Origin of the sequence: Hydrogenophaga sp. (assembly GCF_030656115.1) — a bacterium.
Lineage (GTDB): Bacteria > Pseudomonadota > Gammaproteobacteria > Burkholderiales > Burkholderiaceae_C > Hydrogenophaga.
In genome coordinates this window covers 107,918-122,317 of record NZ_JAUSOO010000133.1, presented here as the reverse complement: position 1 = coordinate 122,317, position 14,400 = coordinate 107,918, and the positions used below count along the sequence as shown (strand labels likewise).

Annotated in this window: 16 protein-coding genes and 1 tRNA gene; 10 read left to right on the top strand and 7 right to left on the bottom strand. The window is 61.1% G+C overall.

Annotated features, from left to right (window positions below; all coding sequences use genetic code 11):
- The first annotated feature begins 182 nt into the window (after positions 1-182).
- Positions 183-638: a DUF192 domain-containing protein gene (locus Q7J58_RS17780; protein WP_304830862.1), complete on the top strand. Its 456-nt coding sequence runs from the start codon at positions 183-185 to the stop codon at positions 636-638.
- 145 nt (positions 639-783) lie between these two features.
- On the opposite strand, the gene Q7J58_RS17775 is transcribed toward Q7J58_RS17780, so the two are convergent.
- From Q7J58_RS17775 to Q7J58_RS17760, 4 genes are all read right to left on the bottom strand, one after another.
- Positions 784-3,021: an NADP-dependent isocitrate dehydrogenase gene (locus Q7J58_RS17775; protein WP_304830860.1), complete on the bottom strand. Its 2,238-nt coding sequence runs from the start codon at positions 3,019-3,021 to the stop codon at positions 784-786.
- Positions 3,022-3,230: 209 nt separating this feature from the next.
- Positions 3,231-3,509, bottom strand: coding sequence for a hypothetical protein (locus Q7J58_RS17770; RefSeq protein WP_304830859.1), 279 nt, complete (start codon positions 3,507-3,509; stop codon positions 3,231-3,233).
- A gap of 63 nt (positions 3,510-3,572) precedes the next feature.
- On the bottom strand, positions 3,573-3,761 hold the full coding sequence (locus Q7J58_RS17765; protein ID WP_304830857.1) for a hypothetical protein: 189 nt from the start codon (positions 3,759-3,761) through the stop codon (positions 3,573-3,575).
- Positions 3,762-3,884: 123 nt separating this feature from the next.
- Positions 3,885-3,977, bottom strand: a tRNA-Ser gene (locus Q7J58_RS17760).
- 1,342 nt (positions 3,978-5,319) lie between these two features.
- On the opposite strand from Q7J58_RS17760, the gene Q7J58_RS17755 reads away from it, so the two are divergent.
- Together Q7J58_RS17755 and Q7J58_RS17750 are read left to right on the top strand one after the other, a co-directional pair.
- The gene (locus Q7J58_RS17755; protein ID WP_304830855.1) at positions 5,320-6,228 is read left to right on the top strand and encodes a KilA-N domain-containing protein; all 909 of its coding nucleotides are present in this window, start codon (positions 5,320-5,322) and stop codon (positions 6,226-6,228) included.
- The gene (locus Q7J58_RS17750) at positions 6,225-6,482 is read left to right on the top strand and encodes a hypothetical protein (protein WP_304830853.1); all 258 of its coding nucleotides are present in this window, start codon (positions 6,225-6,227) and stop codon (positions 6,480-6,482) included. Before Q7J58_RS17755 ends, Q7J58_RS17750 begins: the two co-directional genes overlap by 4 nt.
- Positions 6,483-6,663: 181 nt before the next feature.
- On the opposite strand, the gene Q7J58_RS17745 is transcribed toward Q7J58_RS17750, so the two are convergent.
- From Q7J58_RS17745 to Q7J58_RS17735, 3 genes are read right to left on the bottom strand one after another with little or no spacing between them, the layout of a single operon-like run.
- Entirely contained in the window at positions 6,664-7,020 is a 357-nt protein-coding gene (locus tag Q7J58_RS17745) for a hypothetical protein (protein ID WP_304830851.1), read from the bottom strand.
- Positions 7,017-8,054, bottom strand: a complete 1,038-nt coding sequence (locus Q7J58_RS17740) for a phage portal protein (RefSeq protein ID WP_304830849.1) — start codon at positions 8,052-8,054, stop codon at positions 7,017-7,019. The genes Q7J58_RS17745 and Q7J58_RS17740 overlap by 4 nt, the downstream gene beginning before the upstream one ends.
- Positions 8,051-9,838 carry a terminase family protein gene (locus Q7J58_RS17735; protein ID WP_304830847.1) on the bottom strand — a complete coding sequence of 596 codons (1,788 nt, stop codon included), beginning with the start codon at positions 9,836-9,838 and terminating at the stop codon, positions 8,051-8,053. The genes Q7J58_RS17740 and Q7J58_RS17735 overlap by 4 nt, the downstream gene beginning before the upstream one ends.
- Before the next feature lie 161 nt (positions 9,839-9,999).
- Between Q7J58_RS17735 and Q7J58_RS17730 the strand changes: the two genes are divergently transcribed.
- The 7 genes from Q7J58_RS17730 to Q7J58_RS17700 all read left to right on the top strand — a co-directional run bounded on the left by Q7J58_RS17730 (position 10,000) and on the right by Q7J58_RS17700 (position 14,398).
- Positions 10,000-10,833, top strand: a complete 834-nt coding sequence (locus Q7J58_RS17730; RefSeq protein ID WP_304830845.1) for a GPO family capsid scaffolding protein — start codon at positions 10,000-10,002, stop codon at positions 10,831-10,833.
- Between the two features lie 57 nt (positions 10,834-10,890).
- Positions 10,891-11,907, top strand: coding sequence for a phage major capsid protein, P2 family (locus Q7J58_RS17725; RefSeq protein WP_304830843.1), 1,017 nt, complete (start codon positions 10,891-10,893; stop codon positions 11,905-11,907).
- Between the two features lie 82 nt (positions 11,908-11,989).
- A complete protein-coding gene (gene gpM / locus Q7J58_RS17720) occupies positions 11,990-12,703 on the top strand; it encodes a phage terminase small subunit (RefSeq protein ID WP_304830841.1) in 714 nt (237 codons plus the stop codon).
- 116 nt (positions 12,704-12,819) lie between these two features.
- Positions 12,820-13,293, top strand: a complete 474-nt coding sequence (locus Q7J58_RS17715) for a head completion/stabilization protein (RefSeq protein WP_304830839.1) — start codon at positions 12,820-12,822, stop codon at positions 13,291-13,293.
- Positions 13,293-13,502, top strand: coding sequence for a tail protein X (locus tag Q7J58_RS17710; RefSeq protein ID WP_304830837.1), 210 nt, complete (start codon positions 13,293-13,295; stop codon positions 13,500-13,502). The genes Q7J58_RS17715 and Q7J58_RS17710 overlap by 1 nt, the downstream gene beginning before the upstream one ends.
- Before the next feature lie 6 nt (positions 13,503-13,508).
- Entirely contained in the window at positions 13,509-14,204 is a 696-nt protein-coding gene (locus Q7J58_RS17705) for a hypothetical protein (RefSeq protein ID WP_304830835.1), read from the top strand.
- On the top strand, positions 14,204-14,398 hold the full coding sequence (locus tag Q7J58_RS17700; RefSeq protein ID WP_304830833.1) for a hypothetical protein: 195 nt from the start codon (positions 14,204-14,206) through the stop codon (positions 14,396-14,398). The genes Q7J58_RS17705 and Q7J58_RS17700 overlap by 1 nt, the downstream gene beginning before the upstream one ends.
- Positions 14,399-14,400: the final 2 nt, after the last annotated feature.

Below are 14,400 nucleotides of genomic sequence, written 5' to 3'. Positions count from 1 at the left end.
AGGCAAGGGGCGAGGCTGGGGCCCACGATGCCGGGGCCAAGCCCTGGCACCACGGGTACGATCAGAAATTCTAGTGCCGATCGATGGCCCACAGGGCCCGCGCTGTGGCTGCAAGCCCATCTGCCCAGGGCACCGGCGAATGACGGACAATGCGCAACGCCTACGACCACCGTACTCGAACCATGAACCGACGTCTAGCCTCTTTGTTTTGCCTGCTGGCCCTGAGCGCCCGACCCGCCTGGCCTCAAGACCAACCACAAACCCAGCTGCCACGGGTGTCGCTGTCAGCAGGCATGCATCTGATCAACGCCCAGGTAGCGGTCACCCCCGAGCAGCGCTCCATTGGGCTGATGCACCGCCAGGAGATGCCCACCAACGAAGGCATGTTGTTTGCTTTTGAGCAAGCCGGTGTGCAGTGCTTCTGGATGAAGAACACACTGCTGCCCCTGACCGCTGCCTTTGTGGCCGACGACGGCACCATCGTCAACCTCGCGGACATGAAACCGCAAACCCTCGACTCGCACTGCTCGGCCCAGCCCGTGCGCTTTGTGCTGGAAATGAACCAGGGCTGGTTTGCCAAGCGCGGCATCCAGGCCGGCGCCAAGCTGGGTGGCGCGCCGTTCAGCCGCCCCAAGTGATCTGAAGCGGGTGGCGCACAGAGCCACCCAAACGAGCTGCGCCCCGCCAATAAAAAGGCGATCGGTACAGCCGAAGCTGTTCTGATCGCCTTTGAAGGCTGTGAGGGCCTGACCGGCGTGAAACACGGCGGTCAGGCCCGTCGCTTTATCCTGGCAGTGTTTCCAGCGCAGCGTTGAGCGTGGGGCTCGGGCGCATCACGGCCTCAAGCTTCTCAAAGTCGGGCTTGTAGTAACCGCCAATGTCCACCGGCTTGCCCTGCACGGCCGCCAGTTCGGCCACGATGGTTTGCTCGTTGTCGGTGAGTTGCTTGGCCAACGGGGCAAACTTGGCGGCCAGGGCAGCATCTTCGGTCTGCTCTGCCAGTGCCTGGGCCCAGTACATGGCCAGGTAAAACTGGCTGCCCCGGTTGTCCAGTTGGCCGGTTTTCGGCGACGGGTTCTTGTTGGTGTCCAGCAGCTTGCCGGTGGCGGCGTCCAGCGTCATGGCCAAGATCTTGGCCGATTTGTTGCCGGTTTTGGTACCGAGGTCTTCCAGCGAAACAGCCAGCGCTAAGAACTCACCCAACGAATCCCAACGCAAGTGATTTTCTTCCACCAGTTGCTGCACGTGCTTGGGGGCAGAGCCACCAGCACCGGTTTCGTACATACCGCCGCCCGCCATCAGCGGCACGATGGACAGCATCTTGGCCGAAGTGCCCAGCTCCATGATGGGGAACAGGTCGGTCAGGTAATCACGCAGGATGTTGCCCGTGGCGCTGATCGTGTCGAGCCCACGCACCACGCGCTCCAGCGTGTAACGCATGGCGCGCACCTGGCTCATGATCTGAATATCCAGACCAGCGGTGTTGTGCTCATGCAGGTACATCTTGACCTTGGTGATCAGCTGTGCCTCGTGCGGGCGGTACTGGTCCAGCCAGAACACCACCGGCATGCCCGAGTGGCGTGCGCGGTTCACGGCCAGCTTCACCCAGTCGCGGATGGCAGCATCCTTGACTTGGCACATGCGCCAGATATCGCCCTTTTCCACATTCTGGGAGAGCAGCACTTCGCCGGTGGCCAGGTCGGTGATGTTGGCCACGCCGTCTTCGCTGATCTCGAAGGTCTTGTCGTGCGAGCCGTATTCTTCGGCCTGCTGGGCCATCAGACCGACGTTGGGCACCGTGCCCATGGTCTTGGGGTCAAACGCACCGTGCCATTTGCAGAAGTTGATCATCTCTTGGTAGATGCGGGCAAAGGTCGATTCAGGCATGACGGCCTTCACGTCCTTCAAGCGACCGTTGGCATCCCACATCTTGCCGCCGTTGCGAATCATGGCGGGCATGGACGCGTCCACGATCACGTCGTTGGGCGAGTGGAAATTGGTGATGCCTTTGGCCGAGTCGACCATGGCCAGCTCAGGGCGGTGCTCGTGGCATGCGTGCAGGTCGCGCTTGATCTCATCCTGCTTGCTCTGAGGCAAGCTGGCGATCTTGGCGTACAGATCAGCCATGCCGTTGTTGACGTTGACGCCCAGCTCTTTGAACAAGTCGCCATGCTTGGCAAATGCGTCTTTGTAAAAAATCTTGACACAGTGACCAAACACGATGGGGTGGGACACCTTCATCATGGTGGCCTTGACGTGCAGCGAGAACATCACGCCGGTCTTGCGAGCGTCTTCGATCTCTTTTTCGTAGAAATCTTCCAGGGCTTTCTTGCTCATGAACATGCTGTCAACGACCTCGCGGTCCAGCAAACTCACTTTGGGTTTGAGCACGATGGTCTGACCGCTCTGGGTCACCAGCTCCATCTTGACGTCACGCGCTTTGTCGAGCGTGATCGACTTTTCACCGTGGTAGAAGTCGCCATGGTGCATGTGCGAGACGTGCGAGCGCGAGGCCTGACTCCACTCGGCCATGCTGTGGGGGTTCTTACGCGCAAACTCCTTGACGGCACGCGGCGCACGGCGGTCGGAGTTGCCCTCGCGCAGCACGGGATTCACTGCGCTGCCGATGCATTTCGCATACCGGGCACGAATAGCTTTTTCTTCTTCGGTTTTGGGTGCCTCAGGGTAATCGGGCAACGCGTAGCCTTTGCCCTGCAGTTCTTTGATGGCAGCCACCAACTGGCCCACCGATGCACTGATGTTAGGCAGCTTGATGATGTTGGCTTCTGGCTTCAGCGTCAGCTTGCCCAGCTCAGCCAACGTGTCAGGCACGCGCTGATCTTCAGTCAGGTATTCAGGAAACGCAGCTAACACGCGAGCCGCCACCGAAATATCGCTGGACTCAACGTTGATCCCAGCGGGTGCGGTGAACGCGCGAATGATCGGTAAAAAGGCACTGGTCGCCAACAGCGGCGCTTCGTCGGTCAGCGTGTAGATGATGGTGGGTTGCTGAGTGCTCAAAGTTGTTTCTCCAGGTATCGTTGTAGGCATCCTGCTGGTTTGCATGGCAGACCAACTGAATCGTTAGATCATCTGAGATTTTGCTTTCAGTGCTCTGACCTAAACTCCACTTTTTGAAGTTCAATCCCACAATGCGGAAAAAACCTTGAAAATTGCATTTTTTTCTTAAAATTTAACCTGCAAGATTGTCGGGCTTGGCATCACCCCTTTCAAGGTGTTGTCCCTCCAGCCTTGATAACCCGAGAGGTTGCCACATGCGAACGAGCGAGGCCGCCGTCTACAAAGACTTTCGGAATCTGTGGTTTGGCTGCGCGCTTGCTGGTTGTCAACTGTCTGGGCTTGAGGCGAACAGCCAGCAACAACAAGCGCCCCATGAACTGGCACGGCGCCAAGTCGCCAACTTGCGGCAGATGCTCGGGCGGCAATCCCAAAGCCATCGCCTCATAACCACGGTTGATCTCCACCGTCAGGCGAAAGGATGGACACATCCAGCTCGGAATGCGTGGCCTCGTGTGCCTGCTCGATCACTTGCTTGAGCAAGGCCAGCACGTTTAGGCCATCACCGCGGCGACAAATCCCAGCAGCGCTGCACGTGGATGCCCCAGACACTTGATCTCGCTTTGCAGCACCGACTCAAGCCGCGGGAACATCCCTTGGATACGCCAGTGCTTGCGATACAGGCGCGCAATGGTGACTGCCTCGATGCCGTGGCTTATCGCCTGCAAGACCCATTTGATCACTCACCTCGGTGGCGATCCCCGCAATCGCATGTGGCAGGATTTGGCAACCCGCAGATGTACGCCTATGCATGGGCACACAAAACAAAACCCCCGCAAGCCATTGACTTGCGGGGGGTTTTATTTTGGTGGGCGGTGCAGGGTTCGAACCTGCGACCCCTGCCGTGTGAAGGCTGTCGAGCGTCAGGCCTTCATAGGGGAATGAGCCTCAAAACGCCCTCGAAAACAGGCCTAAATGGCAGTGATTTACACCGAAATTACACAGGCCAATTACACAGGCCGAAACGCCTGAGCAACCTTGCTCAGCGCCTACCTTTTTGTGGTGACTGCCAGGCCGCAGCGGTCCACCAGGCAGCGCCAGGCAGACACCAGAAACCCCCGGATACACAACACATACACACGCGCAACGCGTGCGCCCCTGACGTGCGTGCGCGAGACTCCACAGAATTTCGGGGAGGGTTCGGGGAAAGCCTGATTTTTCTAACCAGCGCAGCAAAACCGCCCGGAACCCCTGTGTTTATGCGGGTTTCAGCGTTTTTCGAAACCCTGATATTTCCCTGATATGAACCTAACTAAATCATGTTTTGTTTTTCTAACATCAACCCATAAAGCACCCTATATAAATCAACGACTTACAGAGGCATCAGGTTTGTTGTTAGGCAATATCAGGGTGCTTTCTGACATGAAGAACCCAGCAACGACGCGGGCTCCAGGCCGATTTCAGGGCGCAAGAGAAAAAATCAGGTTTTCCCCGAACCCTTCCCGGAAAAGGCTGGAGAAGCAGCACTTATCCACAGGCACAAAAACACGGCAATACAAGTCTTTTCACGACACAGAAAACGGGCGAAAAACAGCCACGCCACATAGGTAAAACCTATTGCCGTCGCTGTCGTCGAACGCGCCCTAAAAAGCGGGGGGGCGGGGTGGGGTGCTGACGGCGCGCCAGGACCTGCGGGGAGGGTTGTCTGGGGTGGGCTTGCCAGGGGCCTCAGGGCGCGACGAACGAAGAAGGGGGTAGGCATGGGCCTGCGCAAAGCTTTTAACGCCTTGTAGGGCCTCTGGTGGAGGGTCGAAATTGGATCAACACCCAGCACAAAAAAGGTGCACGGAATCACCGATAGACGATGGCTATTTAGGGTGAAAGAAAGGCGCTCGTGCCACCTGTGGATAAGTTGCTTTCGCTGCCGTAAATCGTGGCAATGCGCGGCGGACTCATGCACAGCAGCGCTGGTTGACGCTCGGCACAATTTTGTGTCGCGCTCCAGTGGGCTGGCTGTTGCTGGGCGGTTGCACACCCTGCGCGGGCGGGTGTACACTCCGCTTCGTTCTGAAAAGAACACGGGATTGGCGTCCCGGAACTACCTGGCGCAACAGCCGCGCCCCGAAAGGACAGCGGCTTTTTTGTTGCACTGCACAGCACACCAAACACCCGTTTTGGCGGGCCGTGCGGGGAGAGGGCGACCTCTCGCCGGCCCCAGGTCCGGTACGCCAACCCGCACGGTCTGCCACCCTTCTTGGCGTCTAGGGTGGCGGGTTCAATACCCTGCAACCTGGAGCCATCATGGCAAACACCCCATCCCGAGCACTCCCGCTCATCCTTGAAGAAACCTACGTCCGCCAGGACGATCAAGGGCGCTTCTCCCTCAACGATCTGCACCAGGCTGCTGGCGGTGAAGACCGCCACAAGCCGGGCAACTGGCTCCAGCTTGTTCAAACCCAAGCGCTGATCCAAGAAATTTCTAACTGTGCAGATCTGCACAGTTGGAAGCCCATCGGTGCCATTCAAACTGCCGGAATTCCGGCTTTAACTGCTGGAATCCCAGCAGTTAAAAAGTCTGAGGGCCGCACCGGTGGAACCTACGCAGTGCGCGAACTGGTCTACGCCTACGCCATGTGGATCAGCCCAGCCTTCCACCTGAAGGTGATCCGCACCTTTGACGCGGTGGTCACCGGCAAGCCCGGCCCGGCCATCCAGTCCAGCGCACCGGTGGGCAAGCACACCGGCATGCCCACCACCCAGCTGATTGCCCTGCAGGACCACAGCTGGAAGCTGGTGGAGCGGCTGAAGGTGGAGACGGGGCGCGAGCTGCGCGAGGCGATGTACCAGCAGCTGGTGGCGGTGTTCCACGACCTGGGCCAGACGGCGCCACCGCTGGACGCCATTGGGCAGACGGCGCCAGAGGCCAGCGAGATGGCGCGGGAGTTCTGGGTTGCGGTTCTGGCGCTGGAACGCATGGGCCACCCGGTGAACCACTCGCGAAACCCTGAACTGATTGCTCTGAACCTGAAGCAGGTGTGTGAGCTGGCCGAGAAGGAACACATGATGCTGGCGCCCTTGGGCGCGCTGAAGAAGCACCTGCGGGCCTGCCGCTCGCCGCGCTTTGTGGATGTGAAGACGGTGAACAGCCAGCACGCCGGGTTGACCATTCACGCCTGGGTGTTTCAAGCCCAGAAAGGCGGTGCAGCATGAACACGCAAGCCAACACCACCCAGCCCAAAGGCGAGCCCACCGTGTTGACGCTGGCCGCCGTGCTGGAAACCCTGCGGCGCCCCGAGGTGGCCCGGCCCATGGCCGCGGCGCTGGGGGTTGACGACTTGGAGCAGGCTTTCCGTGTGCAGCTGTACGACCTGGACCGCTTGGTTTACAGCATGCGCCAGACGGCGTTCGGCATGCGGGTTCTGGGTGAAGGGCTGGCGGCTGGCCTTGGTTTGAGACAACCCTAAGCCGATGGTATTCGTGGGTTGCTTGGAAACATGGAGCAGCCGCTTCAGGCGTACTGCGACAAGATCAACCAGATCACCGGGTACAACGACTACTGACCACCCACCACCGACAGACACCAAAAAGCCCGCCAAGGTTGCCCCTAGCGGGCTTTTTGCTGGGCGCAAAGCCCATGGGGAAAGGTCAGCAGTCGGTGATTTCGTGGCCGCTGTGCTGCACGCTGTTGCAGCCGTTGCAGATTTTCCCGGTGTTGCGATGCACTCGAACCGCGCGATCGTCCCACAGGGATTGCAGCCCGGCAGACTTGATGTTGGTGATGGGCAGAACCGGGAGGTTGTTCTTTTTGAGCCACTTTTGAACGGCGGTGACCTGTTCATCATCGCCAGCCCGAACGGTGAAAATGCGAACCGTTTTCCCTTCCTTGAGCCACTGGTTCACCCGGTCCCACATGGGTTGAATGGGTGCGCCGATTGATCCGTCCGAGGTGAATTTGGCCAGCGTGCCATCAAAGTCAACGGCGATCCATGGTTTGGCTGTCATTGAAGGGCTCCCGAGTTGGCTTTGGGCTCGGTGCTCGCGATGATGTAAGGATCAAACCTCACCACCTCTTCGCCGATCCAGTCGTTCAGCGTTTCCAAGCGCTGCTGCAGGGGCAGCAGTTCATTGCGGGCGAACACCTGGGCGGCGGGCAGCACGGCGCCGAACCCGCCGGTGTTGCTGGGCACCACGCCCATGAGCTGCGGCGGTATGCGGTGGGCGGCCAGCACATCGTCGCGGCTCACGTTTTTGATGTTGAAGAAGTCGTCTTTGGCGGCCACCTCGCTGACCGGGATCACCTGCACACCGTCTTTTTTGCCGTTCGGGCTGTACAGGAACAGGTTGCGAAAGTTGCCCGGCCCCTTGGCTTCCTTGAGCGCGGTGCGGATGTTGTCCACGTCCTCCTGGCCTTGCTGGGCGTCGTTGATGTACAGGATGTACCCGGCATGGGAGCCGTTGTTGTAGTAGCGGCGGCGGAACAGGGTGGCGCTCTCGTTGAGCCAGGCGGCTTGCAGGCTGCTGAGGTATTCGGGCAGGCCGTAAACCTCTTGGTTGATGTCGAACTCGCGCAGGTGCCACACGCTGCCGGGCTCGAACTCGTGTTCGGTCTGCCAGCCGCGCACAAAGAAGTACTGGCTCATGTCCACGGCGCCACGGCGGGTGTATTTGGCCAGCGAGTGGCGCAGGCGCAGCGTGCCGCCCAAGCGGTTGCGAACGCGCTCCAGGTAGCCGTTGCCGAACGTGAGGAAGTCCAGCGCCAGGGCGGCAAAGGTTTCACGGTCCAGCCAGGGGTGCGGCACAAAGCAGCTGGCCAACACGTTGCGCTTGAAATACAGCGCGCTGCCGTGGTGCGTGCTGCTGCGAAAACTCTTGGCCAGGCCTTCGAAGCTGACCGGCGGCTCGTACCACCGGCCATTGCTCCAGGCCTCGACGTAATCAAGGATGTCGCGCCGGTCCATGACGGGCGTTGGCTCGCCGAAGGTGAAGGCCTCGCCCTTGCTGGGTGTGGCCTCGGTGGGTGTTGTGTTGTCGGTCATCCGTAGATCTCCATGATGGATTTGACTTGTCCGGTGTTGCCTTCAAGCGGCTCGAAGCTGAGGGCGTGCATCGTGGCCCAGGCCAGATCGGCATGGCCGATTTCGTCCGAGCGGCCCGCGTTGTAGGTGACAGCGTTGCCCGATGGGGTGAGCACTTTTTTGAGCGCCATGAAGCTGTGGGCCAGATCCACCCACGAGGCATCGAATTCGAGCCGCCCCTTGCCCACCACCGACAGCGCCTTGTAAATGAGCTGCTGTTTGACCTCGATCGAGTAGTGGATAGCCTTCACGGCGGGGAAGAACTTCTTGACCAGCTCGTACACCGCCAGGCCAATGCCGGTGGTGTCGATACCGATATTGGCCACGTTGTACCGCTGGGTGATCTTGCGGATGGCTTCGGCCTGCGCCTCAAAGTCCATGCCCTTGAACTGGTGGCGCTCCAACACCTTGAACTTGCCGTTGGGCCCCACCGGCGGGGCCAGCACCACCAAGCCCGCGCTGTCGCCGGTGCGGCTGGGGTCGTAGCCCACCCACACCGGCATGAAGCCATAGGGCCGCATGGCGAAGGGCTTCACATCGTCCCAAACCTCCCAGGTGTCCACCATGCATTTCTGCATCGCGGCCAAGGGGAACACGCTCTGTGAGTCGTCAACAAAACCGCACATGAGCAGGTTTTCGAACTCTTCCGGGCTGTATTCCATGCGCAGCTCTTCGATGTCGAAGAGATCGCAGCCGCCGCGCTCCGCGTCAATGATGTTGACGATGTTGCGCCACACCCGGTCTTCGCCGGTGAAGCCGCCACCGCTCAGTCGGTCGTGGGTCAGGTCGAATTTGACGCGATCGCCTTTCGCCTTGCGTTTGTTGAACTTATCGCCACTCCACAGCGCATGGGCCTCGTGCTGCACGCTGCTGGGCGTGCTGAAATAGGTCTTGCGCCACATCTTGTGCATCGCCATGCCCGAGGCCACGGTGTTGAGTTCGGTGAATTTCTGGGTCCAGAAGAATTCATCAAAATAAAAATTGCCGTGGTAGCCCTGGGCCGTGCGCGCGTTGGTGCCCAAAAAGTAGATGTGCGCGCCGTTGCTGAGCACGATAGGGTCGCCCGACAGCTCCACGCCCACCGCATCGCCCGCGAACTGTTTGATGTATTGCTTGAAGATGTGGGCCTGCGACTTGCTGGCGCTCAGAAAAATCTGATTGCGCCCGGTGGTGATGGCGTCAATGAGCGCCTCCCGGGCAAAGTACCAAGTGGCCCCAATCTGGCGACTCTTCAGGATCATGCGGGTGCGCTGTTCGCCGTTGCGGAACCACACCTTTTGGTATTCGAAGTTGGAGTCCCGAAAAGCGCTCTGCAGCTGCTCCACCTGGTCTTCGTCGAAGTGGTTGCGGTCGGGCGTTTTCTTGGGCGCCGCGTTGCGGTTTTCAATCTTCGGGTTCAGCTCCTTTTCTTTTCCGGTCTTTTCGTAGTTGCGCACCCGTGCCAGGCGCTCGATCTGGCGGCCAAGCAGGTCGATTTCCTTGAAGTCGCCGCCGGTCTTCTGGTCTTTGGCCAGCAGCTGCACCATGCGCGATTCAATGGCGCCCTCCACCCGTTGGATGGGTTGCGCCTCGTCCCACTTTTCGGCATCCTTCCAGCCGTGCACGGTGGTTCTGGGCTCGCCAATGTGTTCGGCGATGTAAGTGATTCGCCAGCCCTGCCAATACAAATCACGGGCGCGGCGGCGCTTATCGGCCTGGGTGTCGAGTATGGATGTGTCGATTTTTCGGAGCTTGGTGGCCGGCATGGCCCCGAGTATTCGGGCCTAAAGCGGGCCCGACAAGGCTGCAGCGGGGGCCTGGCGCCCTGCCCTGCATGTACCGGGCCAGCCCACACGGCGCGCGGGTTGAGGATCGCGCGAAGGCGGTAAATCATGGCGACACATCAACAGCCAACCCCCCGCACACCATGGCCAAAAGCAAGTTTTTCCGCGTAGCCACCGAGGGCGCCACCACCGACGGCCGCGTTATCCAGCGCAGCTGGATCGAGCAGATCGTCAAGAATTTCAGCCCCGTGAAATACGGTGCCCGCATCTGGATGGAGCATATGCGCGGCATGTACCCAGACAGCATTTTCAAGGCATATGGCGACGTGGTGGCCGTGAAGTCTGAGCAAGACGCCGACGGCAAGCTGGCGCTGTTTGCCCAGCTCGACCCCACACCCGAGCTGGTTGCAATGAGCAAAGCGCGCCAGAAGATCTACACCTCGATCGAGGTAACGCCCAAGTTCGCAGACACCGGCGAGGCCTACCTGACCGGCCTAGGTGTGACCGACACCCCCGCCAGCCTGGGCACCGAGATGCTGGCATTCAGCGCGGCCCAGGGCGACAAGAGCCCGCTGAAAGCGCGCAAGAGCCACCCCGACGCGGTGTTCAGCGAAGCCGTGGAGTTCAAGCTGGAACTGGAAGACGAACCCGGCCCCACCGGTGACGACGCGCTGGCCAAGTTCAAAGCGGGCTTTGGCGCCATGCTCGACAAGTTCAAAGGCAAGACCAGCACCGACAACGCCATGTTCAGCGAGGTGCTCAAAGGCTTCGAGACCTTCGGCGACCAGGTGACCGCCGCTATGGACGCGCAAGCCAAGAAGTTCGCCGCCGACCTGCAGGCCCTGCGCGACGAAGCCAAAACCACGGCCGAAGCGCTCACTGCCCTGAAGACCGACTTGAGCAAACAGCCCGGAACCCACAGCCAGCAGCGCCCACCCGCCACCGGTGGCAACGGCAAGCAGCTCACCGACTGCTGAGCCACCCACCCGCCAGCCCTGCCACCCACAGCACCACAAACCACACAAGGCAAAACCATGCGCAACGACACCCGCGTTCTCTACAACCAATACCTGGACCGCCAGGCCGAACTCAACGGCGTGGACAACGCCGCCACCAAGTTCACGGTAAGCCCAACCGTTCAGCAAACCCTGGAAAACAAAATCCAGGAATCCAGCGCCTTCTTGAGCCGCATCAACATCATCGGCGTGAGTGAGCAGACCGGCGAAAAACTGGGCTTGGGCGTGAGCGGCACCATTGCCAGCCGCACCGACACCAGCAGCACCGGCGAACGCGCCACCAGCGACATCGCCAGCCTCGAAAAAGACGACTACGGCTGCAAACAGACCAACTACGACCACCACATCCGCTACGCCACCATGGACGCCTGGGCCAAGTTCCCCGACTTCCAAACCCGCGTGCGCAACGCCGTTTTGCAGCGCGCCGCGCTCGACCGCATCATGATCGGCTGGAACGGCACCAGCGCCGCAGCCACCACGAACCGCAGCACCAACCCGCTGTTGCAGGACGTGAATATCGGCTGGCTGAGCCACATCAAAACCAAGGCTGAAGCCCGCGTGCTCAGCGAAGGCGTGGTGACTGGCAAAGTGACCTACGGGGGCGCGGGCGACTACAAGAACCTCGACGCGCTGGTCTACGACGCCTACCAAACACTGTTGGACAACTGGTACCGTGAAGACCCCCAGCTCGTTGCGGTGGTAGGCCGGGGACTGATGCACGACAAGCTGTTCCCCTTGGTCAACGACAACGACGCGCCCACCGAGCGCCTGGCCGCCGACATTGTGGTCAGCCAGAAGCGCCTGGGCGGCCTGCAGGCGGTGCAAGTGCCTTTCTTCCCTGCCGGCAAAGTGCTGGTGACCCGGCTCGACAACCTGTCGATTTACTTCCAGGAAGGCGCCCGCCGCCGCGCTGTGATGGACAACCCGAAGAAAGACCGCGTCGAGCACTACGAAAGCTCGAACGACGCCTTCGTGGTTGAGGATTACGGCATGTGCGCCCTGGTGGAAAACATCGAAGAGTACGTGGCGCCCTGACCTTTTTCGGCCCTGACAGCGGGGCCGGCATTGCGCTGGCCCCTCTTTTTTCCCCACCCACCACACCGACCTGAGCCACACCATGCCCATCACCCCCGCCATGGCCAGCATGCTGCGCAAGCAAGCCGCCGCCGCATCGCAAGCCGCCGCGCAAACCGGCGCAGCCAGCGGCAGCGCCTACGAGCTCATGCAAGCCCAGCTCTACCAGCACACACGCACCCTGAAAATGATTCAGAGCGTGGAGCGCAAGGTGGAGGCCAAGCGCGGCTTTCTGGCCGACTACTGGCCTTGGGTGGACGGTGTGCTGAGTGCCGACAAAGGCGGGGAAGACACCGTGTTCACCAGCGTGTTCGTGTGGGCCATTGACGCCCACGAATACCAGCGCGCCCTGGATATGGGCGCCTACATCCTCAAACACGGCCTGAAGCTGCCCGACCGCTACCAGCGCGACGCAGCCACCACCTTGATGGATGAATTTGCCGACGCGTCCCTCAAGCCCGGCGGCATCGTCAACGGCCCCCAGCTGGGCGACCTGTGCCGCGTGGCAGAACTCACCGCCGGTTTTGACGTGCCCGACCAGGCCCGCGCCAAGCTCTACAAAGCCATGGGCTACGCCGTGGCCAAACGGCAAGACGCGAACGACAAGTTTGCCGAGCTGACCAAAACCGAAACCACGCAAGCGCTGGCCCTGCTCACCCGCGCCGTGGAGCTGCACCGCGAATGCGGCGCCAAAAAAGACATTGAGCGACTGGACCGGCGGCTCAAAGCCCTGAACGACCCAGCCGCTGCAAACTGAGTGCGCACCCGCACCCGGGCGGCTCGTGCATGCGCGGCCAGCTGATCACCAGCAACACCGCACAAGCCCGACCACCGCCCACCCCCACAACCCGCCCAAAACCCTGACGCACCACCATGAGCAGCTTCCTCGGCAACCAGAGCCCACCCGCTGCAGGCACCGAGCCGGTGCTGGTGAACAACGGGTTTTGGCCCAACGTGGACCCGGTAGACATTCGCGGCGCGGCCCGGCTGGACGGCACTGTGACCGCGCCCCGCCTGCGCCTGGCTCTGCAAATGGCCATGGCCGATGTGAACGAGCAGCTGGCCGCCTGGCAGCTGGCCCAGGAAGCCGCCGGGCACGCCCTGGCCAGCGCGGTGCCCGCGCCCCAGGTGGACGGCCAAAGCACCCACCTGCTGCACTACCGCATGGCCCTGGTGAGCCACATACAGGCCGGGCTGGCCGAGCGGTACCGAGATCTCGACACCACCGGCGCCGGCGACAAAAAAGCCACCGAGCTGGAAGCCACCGCAGCCGAACACCGGCGCAACCTGCACTGGGCGCTCAGCCGCATCGTGGGCCGCGCTCGCTCCACCGTGGAGCTGATCTGATGCAAGTCCGATCCAGGCAAGGCGACACCCTGGACCAGCTGTGCTGGCGCCACCTGCGCAGCACCCGTGGCAGCGTCGAGGCCACCCTGCAGGCCAACCCCCACCTGAACGCGCTGGGCCCCGTGCTGCCACAAGGCACCGCCGTCAACCTGATGGACACCGAGCAAACCAACACCCGCACGGCCGAAACCGTGAAACTTTGGGACTGAGGCCACATGAGCATCGAATCAGAAATTGCAGCACTCACGCTGGCCACCACCAACCTGCTCGCAGCCGTCAACGCCAAAAAATCAGAGCTTGACCAGCGCGTAGCCCAAGCCGCCCAGTCCGCAGCTGCAGCCGCAGCCAGCGCCGCCGCCGTGGGCACCCCCAGCGCCAACTTGCCCGCCATGAACGGCACGGCCTCAGCCGGATCCAGCAGCGCAGTCAGCCGGGGCGACCATGTGCACCCCAGCGACACCAGCCGCGCTTCTCAAGCCGCGCTGGAAAGCCTGGCCGACCTGGTCGATACCAAAGTGTCTCTGATGGTCTTCGAAGACTTCATGGCAGAACTGGCGGCCAAAACCCAGGTCTACCAGCTCGCCATGTCGGACCTGAGCACCGAGATCACCGCGGGCGCCAACAAAGCCTACTTCCGGGTTCCCAAAGCAGGCACGCTGGCGGGGGTTCGGCTGTCGCTTTTTGGCGCCAGCACGTCGGGCGCGGTCACTGTAGACCTGCTGAAAAACGGCGCATCGGTACTGTCCACAAAACCTTCGGTGCTGGCGACCCACCGCAGCAGCACCACGTCAGGCATCACACCGGTTTTCTCTGATTCGGAAGTAGACGAAGACGATGAAATCACGTTGTCCGTGCTGGACTCAGGATCCGGGGCCACTGGCCTCATCGCCACCGTTTACATGGTGCATTGATGCTCATTGACCCGTACCGCCACACGACGGCCGCGCCACCGCCTGAGCCAGATCCGGTGTACCCGTTCGTCTCTATCGGCAGCACGCAACCCTATCGCGCGGTGCACATGGGGCCTTGTGTGACCACCGACAACACCTTGGCCAACTGGCCAATCATTTATTTCAACAACTGCGTCATGGAAGAAGGAACATAAAA

Coding starts and splice junctions, on each gene's coding strand:
- Q7J58_RS17710 (WP_304830837.1), top strand. CDS start 13,293: ATGCAAGTCCGATCCAGGCAAGGCGACACCCTGGACCAGCTGTGCTGG.
- Q7J58_RS17750 (WP_304830853.1), top strand. CDS start 6,225: ATGAACACGCAAGCCAACACCACCCAGCCCAAAGGCGAGCCCACCGTG.
- Q7J58_RS17715 (WP_304830839.1), top strand. CDS start 12,820: ATGAGCAGCTTCCTCGGCAACCAGAGCCCACCCGCTGCAGGCACCGAG.
- Q7J58_RS17745 (WP_304830851.1), bottom strand. CDS start 7,020: ATGACAGCCAAACCATGGATCGCCGTTGACTTTGATGGCACGCTGGCC.
- Q7J58_RS17780 (WP_304830862.1), top strand. CDS start 183: ATGAACCGACGTCTAGCCTCTTTGTTTTGCCTGCTGGCCCTGAGCGCC.
- Q7J58_RS17755 (WP_304830855.1), top strand. CDS start 5,320: ATGGCAAACACCCCATCCCGAGCACTCCCGCTCATCCTTGAAGAAACC.
- Q7J58_RS17770 (WP_304830859.1), bottom strand. CDS start 3,509: ATGTGTCCATCCTTTCGCCTGACGGTGGAGATCAACCGTGGTTATGAG.
- Q7J58_RS17730 (WP_304830845.1), top strand. CDS start 10,000: ATGGCCAAAAGCAAGTTTTTCCGCGTAGCCACCGAGGGCGCCACCACC.
- Q7J58_RS17705 (WP_304830835.1), top strand. CDS start 13,509: ATGAGCATCGAATCAGAAATTGCAGCACTCACGCTGGCCACCACCAAC.
- Q7J58_RS17700 (WP_304830833.1), top strand. CDS start 14,204: ATGCTCATTGACCCGTACCGCCACACGACGGCCGCGCCACCGCCTGAG.
- gpM (WP_304830841.1), top strand. CDS start 11,990: ATGCCCATCACCCCCGCCATGGCCAGCATGCTGCGCAAGCAAGCCGCC.
- Q7J58_RS17725 (WP_304830843.1), top strand. CDS start 10,891: ATGCGCAACGACACCCGCGTTCTCTACAACCAATACCTGGACCGCCAG.
- Q7J58_RS17735 (WP_304830847.1), bottom strand. CDS start 9,838: ATGCCGGCCACCAAGCTCCGAAAAATCGACACATCCATACTCGACACC.
- Q7J58_RS17740 (WP_304830849.1), bottom strand. CDS start 8,054: ATGACCGACAACACAACACCCACCGAGGCCACACCCAGCAAGGGCGAG.